This window comes from Shewanella sp. SP2S2-6, assembly GCF_031931965.1.
Classification (GTDB): Bacteria; Pseudomonadota; Gammaproteobacteria; order Enterobacterales; family Shewanellaceae; genus Shewanella; species Shewanella baltica.
This window is the reverse complement of record NZ_JAUOEQ010000047.1, coordinates 1-20,371: the sequence shown is the minus strand read 5'-3', so window position 1 is coordinate 20,371 and position 20,371 is coordinate 1. Positions and strand designations below refer to the sequence as shown.

The 20,371-nt window shown below is 45.5% G+C and carries 18 protein-coding genes; 4 read left to right on the top strand and 14 right to left on the bottom strand.

The genetic code is table 11. The annotated features are described in order from the left end of the window. Positions 1-125 precede the first annotated feature (125 nt). The 11 genes from rpoS to mazG all read right to left on the bottom strand — a co-directional run bounded on the left by rpoS (position 126) and on the right by mazG (position 10,609). Positions 126-1,106: an RNA polymerase sigma factor RpoS gene (gene rpoS, locus Q4Q57_RS20295; protein WP_106651218.1), complete on the bottom strand. Its 981-nt coding sequence runs from the start codon at positions 1,104-1,106 to the stop codon at positions 126-128. 80 nt (positions 1,107-1,186) lie between these two features. After that, positions 1,187-2,083, bottom strand: a complete 897-nt coding sequence (locus Q4Q57_RS20290; protein ID WP_311891863.1) for a peptidoglycan DD-metalloendopeptidase family protein — start codon at positions 2,081-2,083, stop codon at positions 1,187-1,189. Between the two features lie 100 nt (positions 2,084-2,183). Then, entirely contained in the window at positions 2,184-2,819 is a 636-nt protein-coding gene (locus Q4Q57_RS20285) for a protein-L-isoaspartate(D-aspartate) O-methyltransferase (RefSeq protein ID WP_261272438.1), read from the bottom strand. Then, complete coding sequence (gene surE / locus Q4Q57_RS20280) at positions 2,816-3,565, bottom strand: 5'/3'-nucleotidase SurE (protein ID WP_311891862.1); 750 nt, start codon at positions 3,563-3,565, stop codon at positions 2,816-2,818. Before surE ends, Q4Q57_RS20285 begins: the two co-directional genes overlap by 4 nt. Next, on the bottom strand, positions 3,562-4,686 hold the full coding sequence (truD, locus tag Q4Q57_RS20275; RefSeq protein WP_311891861.1) for a tRNA pseudouridine(13) synthase TruD: 1,125 nt from the start codon (positions 4,684-4,686) through the stop codon (positions 3,562-3,564). Before truD ends, surE begins: the two co-directional genes overlap by 4 nt. A 20-nt stretch (positions 4,687-4,706) precedes the next feature. Beyond that, the gene (ispF, locus tag Q4Q57_RS20270) at positions 4,707-5,192 is read right to left on the bottom strand and encodes a 2-C-methyl-D-erythritol 2,4-cyclodiphosphate synthase (protein WP_268649619.1); all 486 of its coding nucleotides are present in this window, start codon (positions 5,190-5,192) and stop codon (positions 4,707-4,709) included. A gap of 37 nt (positions 5,193-5,229) precedes the next feature. Further along, on the bottom strand, positions 5,230-6,021 hold the full coding sequence (ispD, locus tag Q4Q57_RS20265; RefSeq protein WP_311891860.1) for a 2-C-methyl-D-erythritol 4-phosphate cytidylyltransferase: 792 nt from the start codon (positions 6,019-6,021) through the stop codon (positions 5,230-5,232). A 12-nt stretch (positions 6,022-6,033) separates the two neighbouring features. Then, on the bottom strand, positions 6,034-6,333 hold the full coding sequence (gene ftsB / locus Q4Q57_RS20260; protein WP_086010657.1) for a cell division protein FtsB: 300 nt from the start codon (positions 6,331-6,333) through the stop codon (positions 6,034-6,036). 99 nt (positions 6,334-6,432) lie between these two features. Next, the gene (eno, locus tag Q4Q57_RS20255; RefSeq protein WP_300479510.1) at positions 6,433-7,728 is read right to left on the bottom strand and encodes a phosphopyruvate hydratase; all 1,296 of its coding nucleotides are present in this window, start codon (positions 7,726-7,728) and stop codon (positions 6,433-6,435) included. Between the two features lie 230 nt (positions 7,729-7,958). Then, positions 7,959-9,596, bottom strand: coding sequence for a CTP synthase (locus tag Q4Q57_RS20250; protein WP_106651225.1), 1,638 nt, complete (start codon positions 9,594-9,596; stop codon positions 7,959-7,961). Between the two features lie 116 nt (positions 9,597-9,712). Further along, positions 9,713-10,609, bottom strand: coding sequence for a nucleoside triphosphate pyrophosphohydrolase (gene mazG / locus Q4Q57_RS20245; protein ID WP_311891859.1), 897 nt, complete (start codon positions 10,607-10,609; stop codon positions 9,713-9,715). Positions 10,610-11,150: 541 nt separating this feature from the next. On the opposite strand from mazG, the gene aguA reads away from it, so the two are divergent. Both aguA and Q4Q57_RS20235 read left to right on the top strand, forming a co-directional pair. Beyond that, positions 11,151-12,263: an agmatine deiminase gene (aguA, locus tag Q4Q57_RS20240; protein ID WP_283628010.1), complete on the top strand. Its 1,113-nt coding sequence runs from the start codon at positions 11,151-11,153 to the stop codon at positions 12,261-12,263. Between the two features lie 78 nt (positions 12,264-12,341). Continuing rightward, on the top strand, positions 12,342-14,048 hold the full coding sequence (locus Q4Q57_RS20235) for an amidase (protein WP_311891858.1): 1,707 nt from the start codon (positions 12,342-12,344) through the stop codon (positions 14,046-14,048). A 205-nt stretch (positions 14,049-14,253) separates the two neighbouring features. Here the strand turns inward: Q4Q57_RS20235 and Q4Q57_RS20230 are convergent, their stop codons facing one another. From Q4Q57_RS20230 to Q4Q57_RS20220, 3 genes are all read right to left on the bottom strand, one after another. After that, complete coding sequence (locus Q4Q57_RS20230; RefSeq protein ID WP_012089815.1) at positions 14,254-15,333, bottom strand: methionine synthase; 1,080 nt, start codon at positions 15,331-15,333, stop codon at positions 14,254-14,256. A 55-nt stretch (positions 15,334-15,388) separates the two neighbouring features. Further along, positions 15,389-16,363, bottom strand: coding sequence for a DUF1852 domain-containing protein (locus tag Q4Q57_RS20225; RefSeq protein WP_012089816.1), 975 nt, complete (start codon positions 16,361-16,363; stop codon positions 15,389-15,391). Between the two features lie 739 nt (positions 16,364-17,102). Continuing rightward, positions 17,103-17,465 carry a LysE family transporter gene (locus Q4Q57_RS20220; protein WP_311891857.1) on the bottom strand — a complete coding sequence of 121 codons (363 nt, stop codon included), beginning with the start codon at positions 17,463-17,465 and terminating at the stop codon, positions 17,103-17,105. A 71-nt stretch (positions 17,466-17,536) separates the two neighbouring features. Here Q4Q57_RS20220 and Q4Q57_RS20215 point away from each other — a divergent pair, with 71 nt between their 5' ends. Next, on the top strand, positions 17,537-18,562 hold the full coding sequence (locus Q4Q57_RS20215; RefSeq protein WP_311891856.1) for a transposase: 1,026 nt from the start codon (positions 17,537-17,539) through the stop codon (positions 18,560-18,562). A 320-nt stretch (positions 18,563-18,882) separates the two neighbouring features. Then, positions 18,883-19,899 carry an IS110 family transposase gene (locus tag Q4Q57_RS20210; protein WP_311891855.1) on the top strand — a complete coding sequence of 339 codons (1,017 nt, stop codon included), beginning with the start codon at positions 18,883-18,885 and terminating at the stop codon, positions 19,897-19,899. The last annotated feature ends 472 nt before the right edge of the window (positions 19,900-20,371 follow it).

Genomic DNA, 20,371 nt, shown 5'->3' with positions numbered 1-20,371 from the left:
TATCAGCAATACAAGACTAGAAACAACAACGCCCACTCTTTAGTGGGCGTTTTACTTTTATCGACTAGACCTAAGCACTAGACTTAAAACCTTAGCTAGACATCTTGAGTAACAAAGATGCGGTATTAGTTTCTAAATAAAGCTTCAACAGATAAACCTTGAGATCCTAATAAGTCGCGTAAACGTTTCAATGCTTCCACTTGGATTTGACGTACACGTTCACGGGTCAAACCAATTTCAGCACCCACATCTTCGAGTGTAGAAGGTTCATAACCTAACAGACCAAAACGGCGGGCTAACACTTCTCTTTGTTTAGTGTTTAACTCATTGAGCCATTTGACCACTGAATTAGAAATATCTTCATCTTGCACTTTATAGTCAGGGCCAACGTTATCGTCATCGGCTAAAATATCCAGCAACGCCTTGTCATTATCGCCCCCCAAAGGCGTATCGACAGAGGTGATTTTCTCATTCAGCTTAAGCATACGGCTGACATCAGCACTCGACACTTGTAGTTTTTCGGCAATTTCTTCGGCCGTAGGTTCGTGATCGAGTTTTTGTGCTAACTCGCGAGCGGTGCGCAAGTAAACATTGAGTTCTTTAACAACATGAATAGGCAAACGAATCGTACGAGTCTGATTCATAATAGCGCGCTCAATGGTTTGTCTAATCCACCAAGTCGCATAGGTTGAAAAACGGAAACCTCTTTCTGGATCAAACTTTTCAACGGCACGAATTAAACCTAAGTTGCCTTCTTCGATAAGATCAAGCAGTGCTAAACCACGATTGTTGTAACGACGGGCAATCTTTACGACCAGACGTAAATTACTTTCAATCATGCGATTGCGGGATTTTGCGCAGCCTTTTAAGGCTTTACGGGAAAAGTAAACTTCTTCTTCTGCGCTAAGCAGTGGGGAAAAACCAATCTCACCAAGGTAAAGTTGAGTGGCATCAAGATTTTTTTGCAGGTCATCTTGAACCTGTTGCTCTATTCCTAGCTCTTGAACTAAGTCGGATGCAACTTCTTCTTTTTCAAGATCGAAGTCAACGGTTTCTACGGAAAAATCTACTAGTGCTTCTGCGGCAGTGCTTTTTATGCGGCTCATGATTAAATCTCCCAAACCTGATTAAACTGCTGAATTAGTGCAATTTCCTATCCTCCATTTGCCAACAAGGCCCCAAGCAATCATTGTTTGGGTAAATAAGTAAGTGGGTTTACAGACTGTCCATGGTAACGAATTTCAAAATGTAACATTACCCGATTGGCACCTGTACTGCCCATTTTCGCAACTGTCTGCCCTGCGAGGACATGTTGCTTTTCTTTGACTAAGATCTTGTCCGTATGAGCATAAGCACTAAGGTAATCGTCACTATGTTTAATAATCACTAAATTACCGTAACCCCTAAGAGCACTTCCTGCATATACCACCCGCCCATCTGCAGCAGCTTTGATGATATCTCCCCGATTTCCCGCGATCTTAATGCCTTTATTTCCCTGCTCATTGGCAGAGTAAGTCCCGATTAACTTCCCTCTTACTGGCCACTCCCACTGACTCACACTGGTTGGTAGTGTCGAAGTCGGTGGAACCATGATTGAGTTAACGTTTTGTTGGGAACTTGTTACAAGGTACGCGGGCTTAGCTTTCTGATCAAGTGTTTTTTTCAGATCATTACTTGACTTAGCGTTTGTTTGAGAAACTTGATTATCTGATTGTTTTTTATCAGTTTTACTAGAATTATTACCCAAGGAACTCGTTTTCTTTCCATCTAAAGTCGTAGATTTGGACTGACTGCTCGACTTAGTATTCGTTAAATATAAAATCTGTCCGGGGTAAATTGTATAAGGGTTATCTAATTGATTAAGTTTAGCTATTTCAGAAAAATCCTTTCCTGCTCCCCAAGAAATAGAGTAAAGCGTGTCGCCTTTCTTAACTTTATATGAATTAGATTTAATGTGGCCTTTGTTGTTTTTAGAGTAGCTATGGGAAATGTTTTCGACGGGCGCGGGTCGGCTGGCCTGAAAGCTGCAGCCTGCAAGCAGAAATATAAAGCAGAGGTTTAAGACTAAACCCGCATTCAACAATAAAAACTCCTTGGTGAGGCTGTATTACTGTTTATGATGAAAAAACAATGCCCTCGATGCAAGACAAGTTGTTCAGTGGGGACAGTAGCACAACACAAGGTTAAGCTAACTCTCCATTAATCAAAGGGACAAATTTAACCGTTTCAATTGTTTCCGAACTAAAACGTTCCCCTGTACGAGTGATTCGCATCAATTGTTGGGTGTCTTCGCCGACAGGCAGGAGTAAGACTCCGCCCTCCGCTAACTGAGACAACAAGGCCTCAGGTATGGTTGAAGCTGCAGCGGTCACCATAATGGCATCGAACGGGCTACGATTCGCCCAACCTAACCAGCCATCACCATATTTAAACGACACATTATGCAAATCTAATCGTTTTAAGCGCTGTCTCGCTTGTATTTGTAAGCCTTTTATTCGCTCGATAGTACAAAGCTGCGGCACTAATTGCGCCAAAATTGCCGCCTGATAACCCGATCCTGTACCCACTTCTAATACGCGCTGGGGCATCTTATGCAGTAAGAGTTCGGTCATACGGGCGACGATATAAGGCTGCGAGATGGTTTGCCCTTGGCCAATCGGTAAAGCGGTATTTTCATAGGCTTTATGGGCTAGCGCATTATCGAGAAACATTTCCCGCGGCGTATGCGATATCGCCTTTAACACGGCTTGATTGCGGATCCCCGCATCATGAAGCTTTTTAGCTAAGTTCACCGCCGATGTTAAGGCAACTCGAGTCATATTTTATCTACCCAATTTTGCAATGCCGTTAGTTGTCCGTAGGCAGTTAAATCAACCGTCAAAGGCGTAATTGACACATAGCCATTGGCGACAGCATGAAAATCAGTGCCCTCAGTGGCATCCTGCTCTTGTCCTGGTGGACCGAGCCAGAAGATCTCGCGTCCTGCGGGATCTTGCGTTCGTACTATGCCTTCAGCCTTATGACGAGCGCCGAGACGGGTCACTTTAATGCCTTTGATTTGATCAAGCGGCAAGTCTGGCACATTCACATTTAAAATCTGATCCTTTGCCAGAGGCAGGGCTAACAAGCCTTGGACTATTCGCCGAGCATAAACCGCCGCCGATTGATAATGTTCAAATTTTCGGCCATTGAGCGAAATCGCGACCGCAGGAAAACCTAAAAAGCGCCCTTCCATCGCGGCAGCAACCGTCCCCGAATACAAGGTATCATCGCCCATGTTCGCGCCCGCATTGATACCAGACACCACCATATCGGGTTCGCCATCGTACAATTCTCGGATAGCCAAATGCACACAATCAGTCGGTGTACCGTGAACAGAAATGTAACCGTTATCTAACCTATTAATTCTTAATGGATTAGTCAAGGTTAATGAATTGCTCGCACCAGAACAATTACGATCTGGCCCCACTGTTAGCACAGTCGCAATTTCAGCCAAGGCCTCAGTTAAGGCTTTGATCCCCGGCGCATTAACCCCGTCATCGTTGCTCACTAAGATGCGGATCATGACTCTGCTTCAGTGTTAGGCGCAGCTTCAGGGTTAGTCTCTGCTGCGACGTGGGTATTCGTTACCTCGGGCGCAGGCTCTTGCACTAGTGTCGCTTGCCATTGCTGCTCTTTAACATCTTGATAATTGACTAACTCTCTTAATAAAGATGTTGCAAAACTACCCGCAGGCAGCACAAACTCCAGCACAAGACCATCGGCGGTTTGTTCGTATTTCAGACCTTGGGGCTCAAGCAGTAACGGACGACGCTCTTGTTCTAATCCCGCATGTTCAAGGCCATAGCAATCGTCGGCCAATTCACTCATGGCCAAGGTTTCCACTGCTGCAGCTTCACCTTGGGGTAGCATCATGCCACGGCCCCATAAAGGTGCTGACAGTTGAATGTCTTTTTCAATCAGACGTTTCAACACGATGAGATCCCATTCAGGCGTAACAAAGAAGCTTTTACTGCCCGCCAACATCACACAATCACCTGCTAGCGGCTTAGTGCCATGGTTGGCTAAACGGTATGACACCACAGTGTTAAACAGATTTGAGCGCACCGCAGACAGATACATGCTGCGCTTATTTCTGTCTTTGACTTTTTTACCCGCCATCATTTGGCGACCAAATACTAAGTTTTTACCATCGTGACCAAAGCGTTGCTCACCAAAGTAATTGGGCACGCCCACTTGAGCGACCTTTTCGATGCGGCTGATAATGTCTTCGACTTGGGTGACATTTCTAAGGGTAAGAATAAAACGGTTACCGACTAAAGCACCAATTCGCAGTTTTTTGCTGTGACGACTGCTCGACAATATAGTCAAACGCTCGCTATTGAGATCTTTCCAAGTAGGCGTTTCTTTGCCCGGAATACGCACACCGAACCATTGTTCTGTGATGGCATTTTTATCTTTTTGCCCAGCGTAGGTCACTTCCTTTGGATGCACCTTAGCAAACTTAGCGATCATTTCAGCGACTTGTACTGTATTTAGCCCTTCTTTGCGTACATGCAGCATGTGATGTTCACCTTCACCCGTAGGGCTAAAAGGCAAAATCTCTTTCACGATAAAATCGCTATTTTGGGTTCTTAGATCTGCTGTACCTAAAGGCTTGCCATACAGATAATGTAATTCGCTCATGGGACTTTTTTACTCTTAAGTTAATCGTGTTTACGGGTCATCAATACCACGGCTTCTACCGCAATACCTTCTTTACGCCCGGTAAATCCTAGCTGTTCAGTCGTGGTCGCTTTGACGTTAATGTCGTCAAGTTCCGAGGTTAAATCGGCGGCCAATATTTGGCGCATTGCCTCAATGTGCGGCGCCATTTTAGGGACTTGCGCTATGATAGTGACGTCAAGATTACCCAGCACAAAGCCTTTCGCCCTCGCTAAAGCATAGCAATGACGCAGCAATACGCGGCTATCAGCACCTTTATAGGCGGTATCTGTGTCGGGGAAATGTTTACCTATGTCACCCAGCGCCAGTGCGCCGAGGATCGCATCGGAAATCGCATGCAGCACCACATCACCATCTGAATGTGCGACTAGGCCAGTTTCATACGGCACTTCGACGCCGCAAAGAATGAGGGGTCGTGCAGCACCAAATTTATGCACATCGAAACCATGGCCGATACGGATTTTCATTTAATATTCCTAACGTATTATTTTACTTTGATTATGACTATTTTGCGGCACGCATTAAAAACAATTCGGCCAATCCCAAATCATCGGGATGCGTCACTTTTATATTGTCAGCACGGCCCGAAACGAGTCCAGGTGAAATGCCCGCCCATTCCATCGCCGAAGCCTCATCTGTCACGACCGCGCCTGCCGCTAGAGCGGCATTGAGGTAATCTTTTAGTTGCGCTGCCGGAAATAACTGCGGCGTTAATGCATGCCATAAATTATCGCGGCACACAGTAGCGCTGATTTCGCCCTGTTTATTGGCGCGCTTCATAGTATCGCGTACTGGCATGGCCAAAATCGCGCCTTGGGGAAATAGCACTCTGGATGCGAGTAACTTGTCGATATCCGTCGCGGTCAAACAAGGTCTTGCCGCATCGTGCACTAAGGCCCAACTATGTTCGGGCGCAATTTGCAGCGCCGCCAACACAGAATCTGCGCGCTCACCGCCGCCTAACACTGTGGTCAATTTGGGATGCGCGGCCTGTGGCAGGGTATTGAAAATAGTATCATTCGGATGTAAGGCGACGATGACGTGGGAAATGTGCGGGTGAGACAACAGCTTATCTAAAGTATGGCCGAGAATACTCTGGCCGCACACTTCAAGATATTGTTTAGGTCTGTCGGCGCCCATGCGGCTGCCAATGCCCGCAGCGGGAACGATGGCCACCACAGCTTGAGTGATAGGCTCAGCTTGGCGCTGCAATTCAGTTTGCATTACCGGCTCAGATTGACTGCCTGGATTGGATTGTTCGCTTAATCCAAGATCTAAATGTCCTAGCTCTGACATCCTAACTCCATATTACTGGGATGGACTCGATACTGAGCGATCACCACCCACGACGCGATAGAAGGTTTCACCTTCTTTGACCATGCCAAGTTCGTTACGCGCACGTTCTTCTATGGCTTCGGTACCACTTTTCAAATCGATGATTTCTTCCTTCAGCACTTGGTTACGCTCATTGAGTTTGGCGTTACCTTCTTGCTGCGCGGCAATTTGTTTTTGCAGGACGAAATATTCAGGAAGACTATTATCTCCCGACCAAAGACGAAATTGCAGTAAACCGAGTAGCACTATGAGTGCAATGACAAAAAATTTCATGGAGGAATTAGCGTCAGTATCTTGGATTAAAAAAATATACAGCAGATAGTACAACAAAAAAGGCCACCAAGTGGTGGCCTTTTTACATCAAAGTTTAAATTACGCTTGGCCTTTGATCTCTTTCAAACCACGGTATGGGGCTTTTTCACCTAATTGCTCTTCGATGCGCAGCAATTGGTTGTACTTAGCAACACGGTCAGAACGACACAGTGAACCGGTTTTGATTTGGCCAGCTGCAGTACCTACGGCTAAGTCAGCAATGGTTGAATCTTCAGTTTCACCACTACGGTGTGAAATCACCGCTGTGTAACCCGCTTCTTTCGCCATGCGAATGGCCGCTAAAGTCTCAGTCAATGAACCGATTTGGTTGAACTTGATAAGGATTGAGTTTGCAATACCGTTTTCGATACCACGGGTTAAGATTTTAGTGTTAGTAACGAATAAATCGTCGCCCACTAATTGGATCTTGTCACCCATGATTTGAGTTTGATAAGCCCAACCATCCCAATCTGATTCGTCTAAGCCGTCTTCGATAGACACGATTGGGTATTGATCAGCCAATGATTTTAAGAAATCAGAGAAACCGTTCGAGTCGAATACTTTGCCTTCGCCCGCTAAATCGTATTTGCCGTCTTTGTAGAATTCAGATGCAGCGCAATCTAGCGCTAAGGTCACATCCGTACCTAACTTATAACCAGCCAATTCAACCGCTTCTTTAATAACAGCTAACGCATCAGCGTTTGAGGCTAAGTTAGGTGCAAAACCACCTTCGTCACCCACAGAAGTGCTTAGACCTTTGTCGTGCAATACTTTTTTCAGCGTATGGAAGATTTCAGCGCCCATGCGCAGTGCTTCACGGAAGGTTTTCGCGCCAACTGGTTGCACCATGAATTCTTGGATATCAACGTTGTTATCCGCGTGCTCGCCACCGTTTAAGATGTTCATCATAGGCACAGGCATAGAATATTGGCCTGGCGTGCCGTTCAATTCAGCGATATGCGCGTATAAAGGAATACCTTTAAATGCTGCAGCCGCTTTGGCAGCCGCTAAAGACACAGCCAGAATCGCGTTTGCGCCTAACTTGTCTTTGTTTTCTGTGCCGTCTAAGTCGATCATGATTTGATCAAGCTCAGCTTGTGCAGTGGCATCTTTGCCTAATAACGCAGTGCGGATTAAATCGTTTACGTTGGCAACAGCCGTTAATACGCCTTTGCCTAAATAACGGCTTTTATCGCCATCACGTAATTCTAACGCTTCGCGGCTACCGGTAGATGCGCCAGAAGGCGCCGCAGCCATACCCACAAAACCACCTTCTAAATGCACTTCGGCTTCAACAGTTGGGTTACCACGAGAATCCATAATCTCGCGACCAATCACGTTAATAATCTTAGCCATAACACCCTCGATTTAAGTTTAAAGATAAAAGAAAAAACCAATACCTATGGGAATAAATGGAAGTCACATACCGCAGAAAATAACAAAATTCCATTTACGGTTTGCGTCCATACAGATGCAACTGATACGCATGCTGTTTATACCCAGAGGTATTAAATTCTTATGTTTCAAGTAGCGACGAGTGTAGCAAAAGGCCGGCCCCACTGTCGCGGGTCCGGCCTCAAATATTCTTACTTCAGATCACGTTTTTGATGCGCACTTGCCGCAGCAATAAACCCTTCGAACAATGGGTGACCATCGCGCGGAGTTGAGGTGAATTCAGGATGGAATTGACCTGCTACAAACCATGGGTGATCTTTTAATTCGATCATTTCCACCAGCTTACGATCAGAAGACAAACCGCTGAAGATCATGCCAGCTTGTTCTAAACGCTCTCTGTATTTGTTGTTCACTTCGTAACGATGACGGTGACGTTCTACACAGCTAGTCCCTTTGTAGGCTTGGGCCGCTTTCGAACCATCGAGTAAATGACACAATTGAGCGCCTAAACGCATAGTGCCACCTAAGTCAGACGCTTCATGGCGCTGCTCGACGTTACCTTCTTCGTCAATCCATTCAGTGATCAAACCCACGACAGGGAATGGTGTTTCTTTATTGAACTCAGTTGAATGTGCATCAGCCATGCCGGCAACATTACGCGCAAATTCAATCAGGGCAACTTGCATACCTAAACAAATACCAAAATAAGGTAGATTGTTTTCACGGGCAAATTTTGCCGCCAGTATCTTACCTTCAACACCACGCTCGCCAAAACCGCCTGGTACTAAGATACCGTCTAAGCCCTGTAAGACTTCTTCGCCTTTGGCTTCTACGGTTTGTGAGTCAATGTACTTGATAGTCACTGATACGCGGTTTTTAAGGCCAGCGTGTTTTAATGCTTCGTTAACTGACTTATAGGCATCTGGCAGTTCAATGTATTTACCCACCATACCAATAACGACTTCGCCGTTTGGATTAGCTTCTTGATAAATCACATTTTCCCACTCAGACAGATCCGCTTCGCGGCATTCTAAGCCGAAACGCTTAACTACTAAGTCATCCAAACCTTGCGAACGTAACAAAGCTGGGATTTTATAAATACTATCAACATCTTTTAATGAAATAACCGCACGCTCTTCGACGTTACAGAACAGCGAAATTTTGGCTTTTTCATTCGCAGGAATCGCACGATCACCACGGCAAACCAGCACATCTGGTGCAATACCGATAGAACGCAGCTCTTTCACTGAGTGTTGAGTTGGCTTAGTTTTCACTTCGCCAGCCGCGCCTAAGAAAGGCACTAAGGTTAAATGCATGAAAAGAGTACGATCACGACCCAGCTCAACACCGAGCTGACGGATAGACTCTAGGAACGGCAAAGATTCGATATCACCCACAGTACCGCCGATTTCGACGATAGCCACATCATGGCCTTCGCCACCAGCTAATACTTTTTCTTTAATCGCATTAGTGATGTGTGGGATAACCTGAATGGTTGCGCCCAAATAATCACCACGACGTTCTTTACGTAATACTTCTTCGTAAATACGACCAGTAGTGAAGTTGTTACGACGATTCATCTTAGTACGGATGAAACGCTCGTAGTGACCCAAGTCGAGATCTGTTTCTGCACCGTCTTCAGTAACAAATACTTCGCCATGTTGGGTTGGGCTCATGGTACCCGGATCAACGTTAATGTAAGGGTCCAGTTTCATGATGGTTACATTGAGACCGCGGGCCTCTAAAATTGCAGCTAATGATGCTGCTGCAATGCCTTTACCTAGTGATGAAACAACGCCACCAGTAACGAAGATATACCTTGTAGTCATGCTGAACCTGAGAAAATGAGTTTGAAAATACGTGCTTGTAAGAAAGCACTAGGACGGGGCAGTAGTATACCAAAGGCGGCGCGATTCGACAAACACCAATCGGGATAATTTGCCGTTTATCTCGTCTCTGTCGCTTTTACTTGGTCCCAATAGGCATCAAGCTCCATTAATGTGTGCTCTTGCATGCTTTTTCCGCTGTCGCTGGCTAACTGCTCTACACCGCGAAAACGGCGTTCAAATTTAAGGTTAGCTTGGCACAGCGCTTGCTCTGGATCGACCTTAAGATGGCGAGCTAGATTCACCACGGCAAATAACAAGTCGCCCATTTCGGACTGCACTTTCGCTTGGTCTTGCTCGCCTTGATTCACTTCATGTAAGACTTCATCGATTTCTTCGTGGATTTTAGCGACCACGGGCTCAAGTTCGGCCCAATCGAAACCGACTCGCGCCACCCTTTGCTGAATTTTGATTGAGCGCGACAGCGCAGGTTGGGTACGCGGAATATTGTCTAACGCAGAAACCAGAGTATCAGCTTGGGTTTCACCCGCCACTTGCTGCGCCTTTTGTTCACGCTCAGTCGCTTTAATCGCCTCCCAATTGGCTTTCATCGCTTGGGCGCTATCGCCTATTTGCGGATTTTGCTCGCCAAACACATGGGGATGACGGCGGGTTAACTTGTCGCTGATTTTCTCAATCACAGTGGTAAAATCAAACTTGCCTTGCTCTTTACCGAGCTGACAATAGAATACGATTTGAAATAATAAATCCCCAAGTTCATCGGGTAACTCATCCCAAGCTAAACGCTCTATGGTATCGGCGACCTCATAGGCTTCTTCTAAGGTAAAAGGCACTATGGTTTGAAAGGTTTGCGCTTTGTCCCAGGGGCAACCTGTTTGTGGGTCGCGCAGTTTTTCTATGATTTTAAGCAGCGGCTCAACATCTGTTATAGAAAATTCCGTTGTAGAAGGTTCAGTGGTCGAAAATGAAGTTAATGGCTCTGTGTGGGAAGTCATGCTGATATCCTTAAAAGATGAATACTTAAACGGGCTAGTGCTGAGGATGAACAAAAAGAATACGCCTCAGCAGTGCTAGTTAATGAAAGGCTATAATAACGCGATGATAAGCGAGGTAACATAAAAGCGCTATTTTGATACTGAGATCAGAGCTTAGGGTTCTTATTTAATAGGTCTTATTTTAACTAAAAGTGCATTCGCGCCATGTAGTAGTGAAATTCACCCAAAGAGCAATAAACTGACGACTTAACGACTCAACAAATTCTCATCTATGTCCTGCATACAAGTATTTAGCGCAAGCCATCTTAAATGATAAGATACGCAGCAATATTTCAATGAAGCTAAAACTCACTGAGTGAAGACCTAACAATTTCGGCCTAACTATATATGTGATGGATGCATGTAATAAATGCTCGTGATGAGCGCAGCGTGATGAATACAGTCATTCGATTTATTTGATTATGTTAGGTGTATTTCTATTCTGTCGCCCAAAATGGGGCGTACACCCTTATAGATTTGAGCATTACTGGAGACAAAATTCATGACAAACGCGAATGTGGATGCCACGCCGTTAACGACTAAGCCATCACAAGATGGTTTTTATATGCCCGCCGAATGGGCAGCGCAGCAAGCGGTGTGGATGATTTGGCCATATCGTCCTGATAACTGGCGCTCTGCAGGCGCTTATGCTCAAGCGACCTTTGCCAAAGTGGCCGATGCTATTGGTGGTGCAACGCCCGTGTATATGGGTGTACCTAAAGCCTTTTTAGCTGAAGCTCAAAAAATGATGCCATCGCACGTCACTTTGGTTGAAATGGACAGTAACGATTGCTGGGCGCGTGACACTGGTCCAACAGTGGTCATTAATGCCGAGGGCGAATGCCGTGGCGTTGACTGGGGCTTTAACGCTTGGGGCGGCCATAACGGTGGTTTGTACTTCCCATGGGATAAGGACGAACAAGTTGCACAGCAAATGCTTAAGCAACATGGGTTTGCCCGTTACAGCGCGCCGCTGATCCTCGAAGGGGGTTCTATCCATGTTGACGGTGAAGGCACCTGTATGACGAGTGCCGAATGTTTACTCAACGCCAACCGCAACCCAGACCTGACGAAAGAACAGATTGAAGACTTACTGCGTGACTATTTGAATGTTAAGCAGTTTATCTGGTTGCAAGATGGCGTGTATATGGATGAGACCGATGGTCATATCGACAACATGTGCTGTTTTGCTCGCCCAGGCGAAGTGATTTTGCACTGGACTGATGATGAAACCGATCCCCAATATCCGCGCTCAAAAGCTGCGCTAGATGTGCTGCAAAATACCGTGGATGCACAAGGCCGTAAGTTAAAAATCCATCTATTGCCACAACCGGGTCCGCTGTATTGCACCGAAGAGGAATCACTGGGCGTGACAGAAGGCACTGGCGTGCCACGCACGGCAGGTGAGCGTTTAGCGGGTTCTTATGTGAACTTTTTAATCACCAATAATCGTATCGTTTTCCCGCTACTTGATCCTGCCACCGACGATATCGCCGCGCAAAAACTGCAGGAAATTTTCCCCGAGTATGAGATTGTCGGTGTGCCTGCCCGCGAAATCCTATTAGGTGGTGGCAATATCCATTGTATTACCCAACAGATCCCCTCTGGAAAGTAAGTCAACCTAAGGAGAACACTATGACCATTGATGTCACTGTTGTTGCAACACAATTGGCTTTCAGCGGGAGGCAGTCAAATGTTTGAAGTCACTGAAGTTTCCATCGCCGAACTGCGTGCCGCCCTCGAATCTGGTCGCACCACAGCAGTTGAGCTGGTGAAGTCTTATCTGGCACGGGTTGAGGCGTATGACGGCCCAGCTACGCAGACCAAGCTCAATGCGTTAGTGGTGCACAATCCCGATGCGCTCAAAGAAGCCGAGGCGTCAGATGCGCGCCGCGCCCGTGGTGAAACCTTAAGCCCACTTGAGGGTATTACGTATACCGCCAAGGATAGCTATTTGGTGAAGGGACTGACGGCGGCGTCTGGCAGCCCAGCCTTTAAGGATTTAGTGGCGCAATACGATGCCTTCGCCGTTGAGCGCCTACGCGCTGCGGGGGCCATTTGTTTAGGCAAAACCAATATGCCGCCAATGGCCAATGGCGGCATGCAGCGTGGTCACTATGGCCGTGCCGAAAGCCCATACAACGCGAACTATCTTACTGCACCATTCGCTTCGGGCTCTTCCAATGGGGCGGGCACGGGCACGGCAGCAAGTTACTCTGCTTTTGGTCTTGCTGAAGAAACTTGGTCAAGCGGTCGTGGTCCAGCATCTAATAACGGTTTGTGTGCCTACACTCCGTCACGGGGCGTGATTTCCGTGCGCGGTAACTGGCCGTTAACGCCGACCATGGATGTAGTGGTGCCTTACACTCGCACTATGGCAGATATGCTCGAAGTGTTGGATGTGATTGTAGCTGACGATCCTATCACCCGTGGCGATCTCTGGCGTCTTCAGCCTTGGGTCGAAATTCCTAAAGCATCAAGTGTCCGTCCAGCGTCTTATCTGGAGCTTGCCGCTCAAGCCGACACGCTTAAAGGTAAGCGTTTTGGTGTGCCGCGCATGTACATCAATAAGGATGAATTGGCGGGAACCAGCGAAAATCCGGGCATTGGTGGCCCAACGGGCCAACGTATCCACACTCGCCAATCGGTTATCGATTTGTGGGAAGCGGCTCGTAAAGCCTTAGAAGCTGCCGGCGCCGAAGTGATTGAAGTTGATTTTCCGCTGGTATCAAATTGTGAAGGCGACCGCCCAGGCGCGCCGACCGTGTTTAACCGTGGCATAGTCACGCCTCAGTTCCTCCATGATGAATTATGGGAACTCTCAGGTTGGGCGTTCGATGAATTCCTGCGTGCTAACAATGACCCTAAACTCAACAAACTTGCTGATGTTGTTGGGCATTTGATTTTCCCCCACGACTTAGGCACCTTGCCAAACCGTGAAGGTGACTTAGCGGCAGGCATGGAAGAGTACGTCAACATGGCTAAGCGTGGTCTTAAATCCTATGACCAGATCGACAGTATTCCCGATGGTCTGCGTGGCTTAGAGAAGACGCGTAAGCTAGATCTCGAAGACTGGATGGACGGGCTAAAGCTTGATGCCGTGCTGTTTCCAACCGTGGCAGATGTCGGCCCTGCCGATGCCCATGTGAATCCGGCTTCAGCCGATATCGCTTGGAGCAACGGAGTTTGGGTGGCAAACGGAAACCTCGCGATTCGTCACTTAGGGGTACCGACTGTGACTGTACCTATGGGCGTGATGGCCGATATTGGCATGCCAGTCGGTTTGACCTTCGCGGGCCGTGCCTATGACGATAATAACCTGCTTAAATTTGCAGGTGCATTTGAGTCAACAGATGAAAGGCGCATGATCCCGCCACGCACACCAAAGCTTGGTGAATAAGCGCTAAGACAATGCATAAACCTAAGCACTAACTGTAAGCATTAACTGTAAGCACTAAATGCATGAGCTTAGAAATGAAAACGGGATTGGCATCAATTTGCCAATCCCGTTTTTCAATACCGACGTCGATACCCTTTCAACAAAGCTAGACTCATACTGCTATAAAACATGCTGCTGTAAAAAAGATAGCAGCACTTATCGCGTCTTATCTTAATGCCAAGAGTTCTTTTCTGACGATCTCTGCGCCTGCACTTAAGGCGTTGAGTTTGCCTCTTGCGACTTGATGGGATAAAGGCGTCATGCCGCAGTTGGTACAAGGATAGAGCTTGTCGGCATCGACAAATTTAAGGGCTTTTCGTAGGGTGTCAGCCACTTCCTCTGCGGTTTCAATCGTGTCGGTGGCAACATCAATCGCGCCGACCATGACTTTCTTACCGCGAATGAGTTCAAGTAGCTCCATTGGCACATGGGAGTTGTGACATTCTAGCGAGATGATATCGATATTAGACTTTTGCAGTTTAGGAAATGCTTCTTCATATTGTCGCCACTCTGACCCTAAGGTTTTTTTCCAATCAGTATTGGCTTTGATGCCATAACCATAACAAATATGCACCGCCGTTTCGCATTTAAGCCCTTCAATGGCTCGCTCTAAACAGGCAATGCCCCACTCATTTACCTCATCAAAAAACACATTAAAGGCAGGCTCATCAAATTGGATAATATCAACACCCGCCGCTTCTAATTCTTTGGCTTCCTCATTAAGAATTTTGGCAAATTCCCACGCAAGCTTTTCGCGACTTTTATAATGGTCATCATAAAGCGTATCTATCATGGTCATTGGGCCAGGCAGAGCCCATTTAATTGGTTGCGTAGTTTGCTTGCGTAAAAATTTGGCATCTTCAACAAACACGGACTTTTGGCGACTCACAGGGCCAACAACCGTAGGTACACTCGCATCATAACGATCGCGAATTTTCACGGTTTTACGTTTTGAAAAATCAACGCCGTTGAGGTGCTCAATAAAGGTAGTGACAAAATGCTGCCGCGTTTGCTCGCCATCACTGACAATATCAATCCCTGCGTGTAGTTGATCCTGTAATGACAAACGCAGTGCATCGTGTTTACCTGCAATTAATTCCTCGCCTTGTAATTTCCAAGGAGACCAAAGTGTTTGAGGCTCTGCCAGCCACACAGGTTTAGGCAAACTGCCTGCCGTTGAAGTCGGTAACAGGGTTTGGTTAAGCAATGTTTTGTTAAGCGGTGTTTTATTAAGTAGTGTTGTCATGATATTGATGCCGTATTGGGTTAATTATTGAGCGTGACGATTAAGTGCAGAGCGACTAAACGAAATTAGCAGACCATTGTTCAAAAAACTTTTGGTAGGGTTTGATAAAGTACTCCGCGGCAAATTTGCCTTGCTCATTAGCCAATTGGCTACGTTCTGCTCGATCATAAACAATTTGAGTCAGTGAATGATCCAGATTTTTCAAATTGGGTTGATAGCATTTCCCTGCAACAGCATTGGCATTATAAATCTCAGGGCGATAGATTTTTTGAAAAGTTCCCATAGTGCTGATGGTGCTTATCAACTCAAGATGGGTGTAATCATTGAGTAAATCACCAAAGAAATAAAAAGCTAACGGCGCCACGCTATTGGGTGGCATAAAATAACGCACCTGTAAGCCCATTTTTTTGAAATATTGCTCAGTTAAAGAGGATTCATTTGGCTGATATTCAACCCCTAATACGGGATGCTGATTCTCAATTCTATGGTAGGTTTTATTATCCGAAACACTGAGACAGATAACAGGTGGCTTATTAAAATTCTGTTTATAAGCATCAGAATTAACAAAAGACTGAAATAGCTTGCCATGTAGACCACCAAAATCATCTGGAATACTAAATTTGGCTTGGCCCTTATTATGTTCTGCCAGTAATACGCTAAAGTCATAATCGCGTACGTAGGATGAAAAGTTATTACCTACAATGCCTTCAATACGTTTGTTGGTTTTATGATCAACAATATTGGTTTTCAAAATTTCAATCGATGGGAAGGTTTGACCACTGCCGTCAATATCCAGATTAACGGAGATAATTTCAAGTTCGACAGTATAACGATCGCCTTTGGGGTTATCCCAATGCGCTAAGGCATTAAAGCTATTATCAATCATCTTTAACGCGTTGCGTAAATTCGCTTGGCGATGACTGCCTCTGGCCAAATTAGCAAAGTTGGTGGTGATACGCGTCTTGTCTGAGGGATGATAATTTTCATCAAGACAAATGCTGTTAATCGTAAATGTAAAATGCTTATCCATAGTGTTCCAGTATCCCATTGCCTGATTTCAAACCTGAGTTTATGCCCTGCGCTTCTAGCTTCTAGACCCGACTCTGATAGACATTATTCGTGTTCTGTCTGAGGTTCTATTTAACTTAAGTGCCGATGACTTAAGTCCTGATGGCTTAGCTAGGGTGCAACTTCAAGCTTGTCTAATATTTCGCTTGGAGTCATTTATACGTGGTTCGGCACATGAACAAAAACGGTTTTATTTCACATAGAACATGAGCCATATTCATGATCAACTAGCATGGCGTTGTTGATTAACCAGAACTCGGGATAGGGAAAAGCAGGAAAGCAGGAACAGCAATATGTTTTCGAGTTAGTTCTCCTAGAGCCGGCTTGTAATAGCCGATTACACATATTTTCCCAAAGCTCGTTGTATTACCTGTTGCGCGATATTTATTGTCATTGTGCCCCAGTGACTCGCCGCCTATTTATTTTAAAAGAAGCATCCCTGAGGGCTCTACTAAAACATGTTTTAGTAGGTCACTGGTGCAACAATGCCAATCTTAACTAACCCTCTCGCTGCTCGTTTAGCTAAAAAACTATTGCATCATTGTGAGCTATGACCGATTAATCACTCAGTGCGCAGAGGATAATTTGACTTACATTTAGTCATTCCAAAAATATGGAAGTAAAGACAGATTACACCTCTATCTAAGTGACTAAATTTAGCGTACCAGTACAATACTTACTTATTATGTGAGAGTTGGAATTTAGGCTTTTATTGATAATGTTGCACCAAAAGCAATTAGACCCAAACCACACGCCTGATTAATTCTATGACCAAACTTTTGAATTATGTGACTCGCTTGTACAGATGTGACTAGGTAAGCGACTATACAAAACCAAGCCATATGTAGAAGTGCAATGTAAACGCCATAGCTAATAACGAAAGACATACCTTCATTATTGGCTGAGATTAGTTGGCTAAAGACGCTTAGAAAGAAAAGCATTGTTTTAGGATTCAATACATTACACAAAAAACCTTGAAATATGTACTTTCGAGTATGTGTGGGTTGGTCTGTTGAGTTTTCATAGTCTAATTTCAACTTAGGACGAAAAGCGGGGACAGCCACATCTTTTTGTGTTTTCCTGCCCCTTCTACTAGGCTTTAAATTATCTTGCTTTTGTTTGTGTGGAGCTTGTGATGACCTCAGCCAGAAGACAGTTAATTGATGCCAATACAACGCCTCTCTATCATGTGATAAATCGCTGTGTTAGAAGGGCTTTTTTGTGTGGTGAAGATAAACTAACTGGTCGCAGTTACGAGCATAGGCGCGGCTGGATTGTCGATAAAATCAAAGCATTATCCGCTATCTTTTGTATCGATATCTGCGCCTATGCAGTGATGAACAACCATTACCATTTAGTACTTAAAATTGATGTTGAGGAAGCGAAAACCTTAAGCTCCAAAGAAGTTATCAGCCGCTGGTGTCAAATAACTAAAGGCCATGTTGTCGCCACTAAATATATGAATGGTGATGCTTTAATCGACGGTGAAGCGATGTTACTTGATGCATTACTCGCCGAGTGGCATGAGCGACTGAGCAGTATCTCTTGGTTTATGCGCTGTTTAAATGAAGAAATTGCCCGTAAGGCCAATCGTGAAGATGAGTGTAAAGGCGCTTTTTGGGAGGGCCGTTTTAAGTCACAAGCCTTGTTAGATGAGCAAGCACTGCTGGCGTGCATGATGTATGTCGATTTAAATCCTATTCGAGCAGGGATCGCCGACTCTTTGCAATCCTCTGATTTTACATCGATTCAGGAGCGCGTGAATGCACTTAATCCTCATAGCAACGCGCCCCAACTGGCCAACACTACCGCAGATAACCTACAGCAAATACCACATAAAGCCCTCGCAAAATTTGATGGTTCAACACTTCTGAGTCAGCAAACGGGTATTCCGTTTCATTTTGCCGATTATCTTGAGTTAATAGATTGGACGGGACGAGCTATGCGCCTTGATAAAAAAGGCTATATCGATAATCAACGGCCAAAACTACTCAATGAATTAGGCATTTCGCCCGATGCGTGGCTCACTTCAGCTAAAGAGTTTCGACGTCAATACAGTGGCATAAGTGGTCGATGGGATAGTATGTGCGAGTTTAAAAAGCAGCACAACAGCGGCAAATGGTGTAAAGGTAAAGCCTCAAGCCAAGCGTTACATCCTTAAGTTCATTATTGACCACGATTCAAAGATTAGAATTATTTTTGTTTATCCGAAATGAAGATAATTTCGCGCAAAACGTAGCTCATTTCTGTCCAATTGAGTAGTGCCTATAATCGTTAAGATTAGATCTAGTCTTTAAAACCAACAGGTTACGCAAGCGCTCGAAAGGTGCGCATTGGTGATTGGCGAGACGACAGTCCGCCCCATGGACGGGGCGGTCGAGCATCCACGGATAATGGAATGGACCCATCCACTTTAAATCGGCCTCACAATGGGCCACGATGTAGTTGCTAAAACTCATCAAGAAAGAGGACGGGTCCACCATGAAGATTACTACAGTTGGTTTAGATATCGCAAAGTCTGTGTTTCATTTTGTCGGGGTCAATAAAGCAGGCAAGTTAGTGCGTAAGAAAATGCTTAAGCGTTGTGAGTTGTTAAGCGCCATTGCTAGGCTTGAGCCTTGCCTGATTGTAATGGAAGCTTGTGGTGGTGCTAACTATTGGGCAAGAGAGTTCACTCAACTTGGGCACGAAGTGAAATTAATCGCGCCTCAGTTTGTTGTTCCATATCGTCAGGGCAATAAAAATGACTACAACGATGCACAAGCTATTGCTGAGGCAGCCCAAAGGCCAAATATGCGCTTTGTATCGCTCAAATCTGTCGAGCAGCAAGATGTACAGATGTTACACAGAATGCGTGAACGACTCACTAAACAAACCACCGCCTTGGTAAATCAAGTCAGAGGTATGTTGACTGAATATGGGATCGTGATAGCCAAGAGTAAAGCGGCATTCCGAAATCGATTACCCGATATTTTGACTGACTATAACAACCCGCTGACTGTAAAAGGACGGGGGATTTTTCATGAGCTATACAATGAATTTATGGCTCTAGAGCAGAAGCTCATAGACTGCGAAAAGCAGGTTTTGCAAGAACACAAAATAAATCCTACTTGCCAACGACTAGGTAAAGTCTTGGGGATAGGTCCAGTCACAGCGACGGCTTACTATGCCGCTGTCGGAGAGGGCAAAGAGTTTTATAATGGGCGGCATTTTTCAGCGTGGTGTGGTCTGGTGCCTAAGCAGCACAGCAGTGGTGGTAAAGATAACCTGCTGGGGATCAGTAAGCGTGGCAATGCCTATCTTCGTACACTGTTCATTCATGGTGCCAGGGCTATTCTGCGGCACTGTGAAACTAAAACCGATAAGCTCAGTCTGTGGGCTAAAGCACTCATAGAACGCCGAGGTTTTAATCGAGCCTGTATCGCAATGGCTAACAAACTTGCTAGGATCGCTTGGGTTATTGCGGCTCGAGGAGAAGAATATCAGCCCTCGAAGTAAACCGTGTAAAGGAATGTATTAAGAAAGACCGTAACAGTTAAAAAATCCTATCAGTAAGTTGCTAAGACACTTGATTTGATGATGAGACAGTCAGACTGATCTACTGAAAACCTTACAAGTCCATAGGCTCTAAAGAAGCCGCACGGATGATAAGGACAGTAGAAGCACATATCCATCAGGGCCAGAGGGATACCTCTGCAACAGGCCGAATATATGGGGGCAATGAACTCTTCTCAAAATTGATATCGAATGTCTTGCAAACCGGATGGGTCCATATATGGACTTGAACAACATCCTGTTTAACGGCCAGTTCGCCGTCCATGGCTCTCGTTCATAAGCTCAGAAACCCTAGGTTTCTATTCAACGAGTCGACGAGTCAATGCCATGGCAAGCCATTATGAATGGCTTGCAGCAACAGCTAAGCATACAAAGACTAAATTAACTGCTCATCTCGCTCAATTTTCATAAAAAA

Bases quoted from the DNA above. Each gene is read 5' to 3' on its own strand.
- rpoS (WP_106651218.1), bottom strand. From the start codon at position 1,106: ATGAGCCGCATAAAAAGCACTGCCGCAGAAGCACTAGTAGATTTTTCC.
- Q4Q57_RS20285 (WP_261272438.1), bottom strand. From the start codon at position 2,819: ATGACTCGAGTTGCCTTAACATCGGCGGTGAACTTAGCTAAAAAGCTT.
- surE (WP_311891862.1), bottom strand. From the start codon at position 3,565: ATGATCCGCATCTTAGTGAGCAACGATGACGGGGTTAATGCGCCGGGG.
- truD (WP_311891861.1), bottom strand. From the start codon at position 4,686: ATGAGCGAATTACATTATCTGTATGGCAAGCCTTTAGGTACAGCAGAT.
- ispF (WP_268649619.1), bottom strand. From the start codon at position 5,192: ATGAAAATCCGTATCGGCCATGGTTTCGATGTGCATAAATTTGGTGCT.
- ispD (WP_311891860.1), bottom strand. From the start codon at position 6,021: ATGTCAGAGCTAGGACATTTAGATCTTGGATTAAGCGAACAATCCAAT.
- ftsB (WP_086010657.1), bottom strand. From the start codon at position 6,333: ATGAAATTTTTTGTCATTGCACTCATAGTGCTACTCGGTTTACTGCAA.
- eno (WP_300479510.1), bottom strand. From the start codon at position 7,728: ATGGCTAAGATTATTAACGTGATTGGTCGCGAGATTATGGATTCTCGT.
- Q4Q57_RS20250 (WP_106651225.1), bottom strand. From the start codon at position 9,596: ATGACTACAAGGTATATCTTCGTTACTGGTGGCGTTGTTTCATCACTA.
- mazG (WP_311891859.1), bottom strand. From the start codon at position 10,609: ATGACTTCCCACACAGAGCCATTAACTTCATTTTCGACCACTGAACCT.
- aguA (WP_283628010.1), top strand. From the start codon at position 11,151: ATGACAAACGCGAATGTGGATGCCACGCCGTTAACGACTAAGCCATCA.
- Q4Q57_RS20235 (WP_311891858.1), top strand. From the start codon at position 12,342: ATGTTTGAAGTCACTGAAGTTTCCATCGCCGAACTGCGTGCCGCCCTC.
- Q4Q57_RS20230 (WP_012089815.1), bottom strand. From the start codon at position 15,333: ATGACAACACTACTTAATAAAACACCGCTTAACAAAACATTGCTTAAC.
- Q4Q57_RS20225 (WP_012089816.1), bottom strand. From the start codon at position 16,363: ATGGATAAGCATTTTACATTTACGATTAACAGCATTTGTCTTGATGAA.
- Q4Q57_RS20215 (WP_311891856.1), top strand. From the start codon at position 17,537: ATGACCTCAGCCAGAAGACAGTTAATTGATGCCAATACAACGCCTCTC.
- Q4Q57_RS20210 (WP_311891855.1), top strand. From the start codon at position 18,883: ATGAAGATTACTACAGTTGGTTTAGATATCGCAAAGTCTGTGTTTCAT.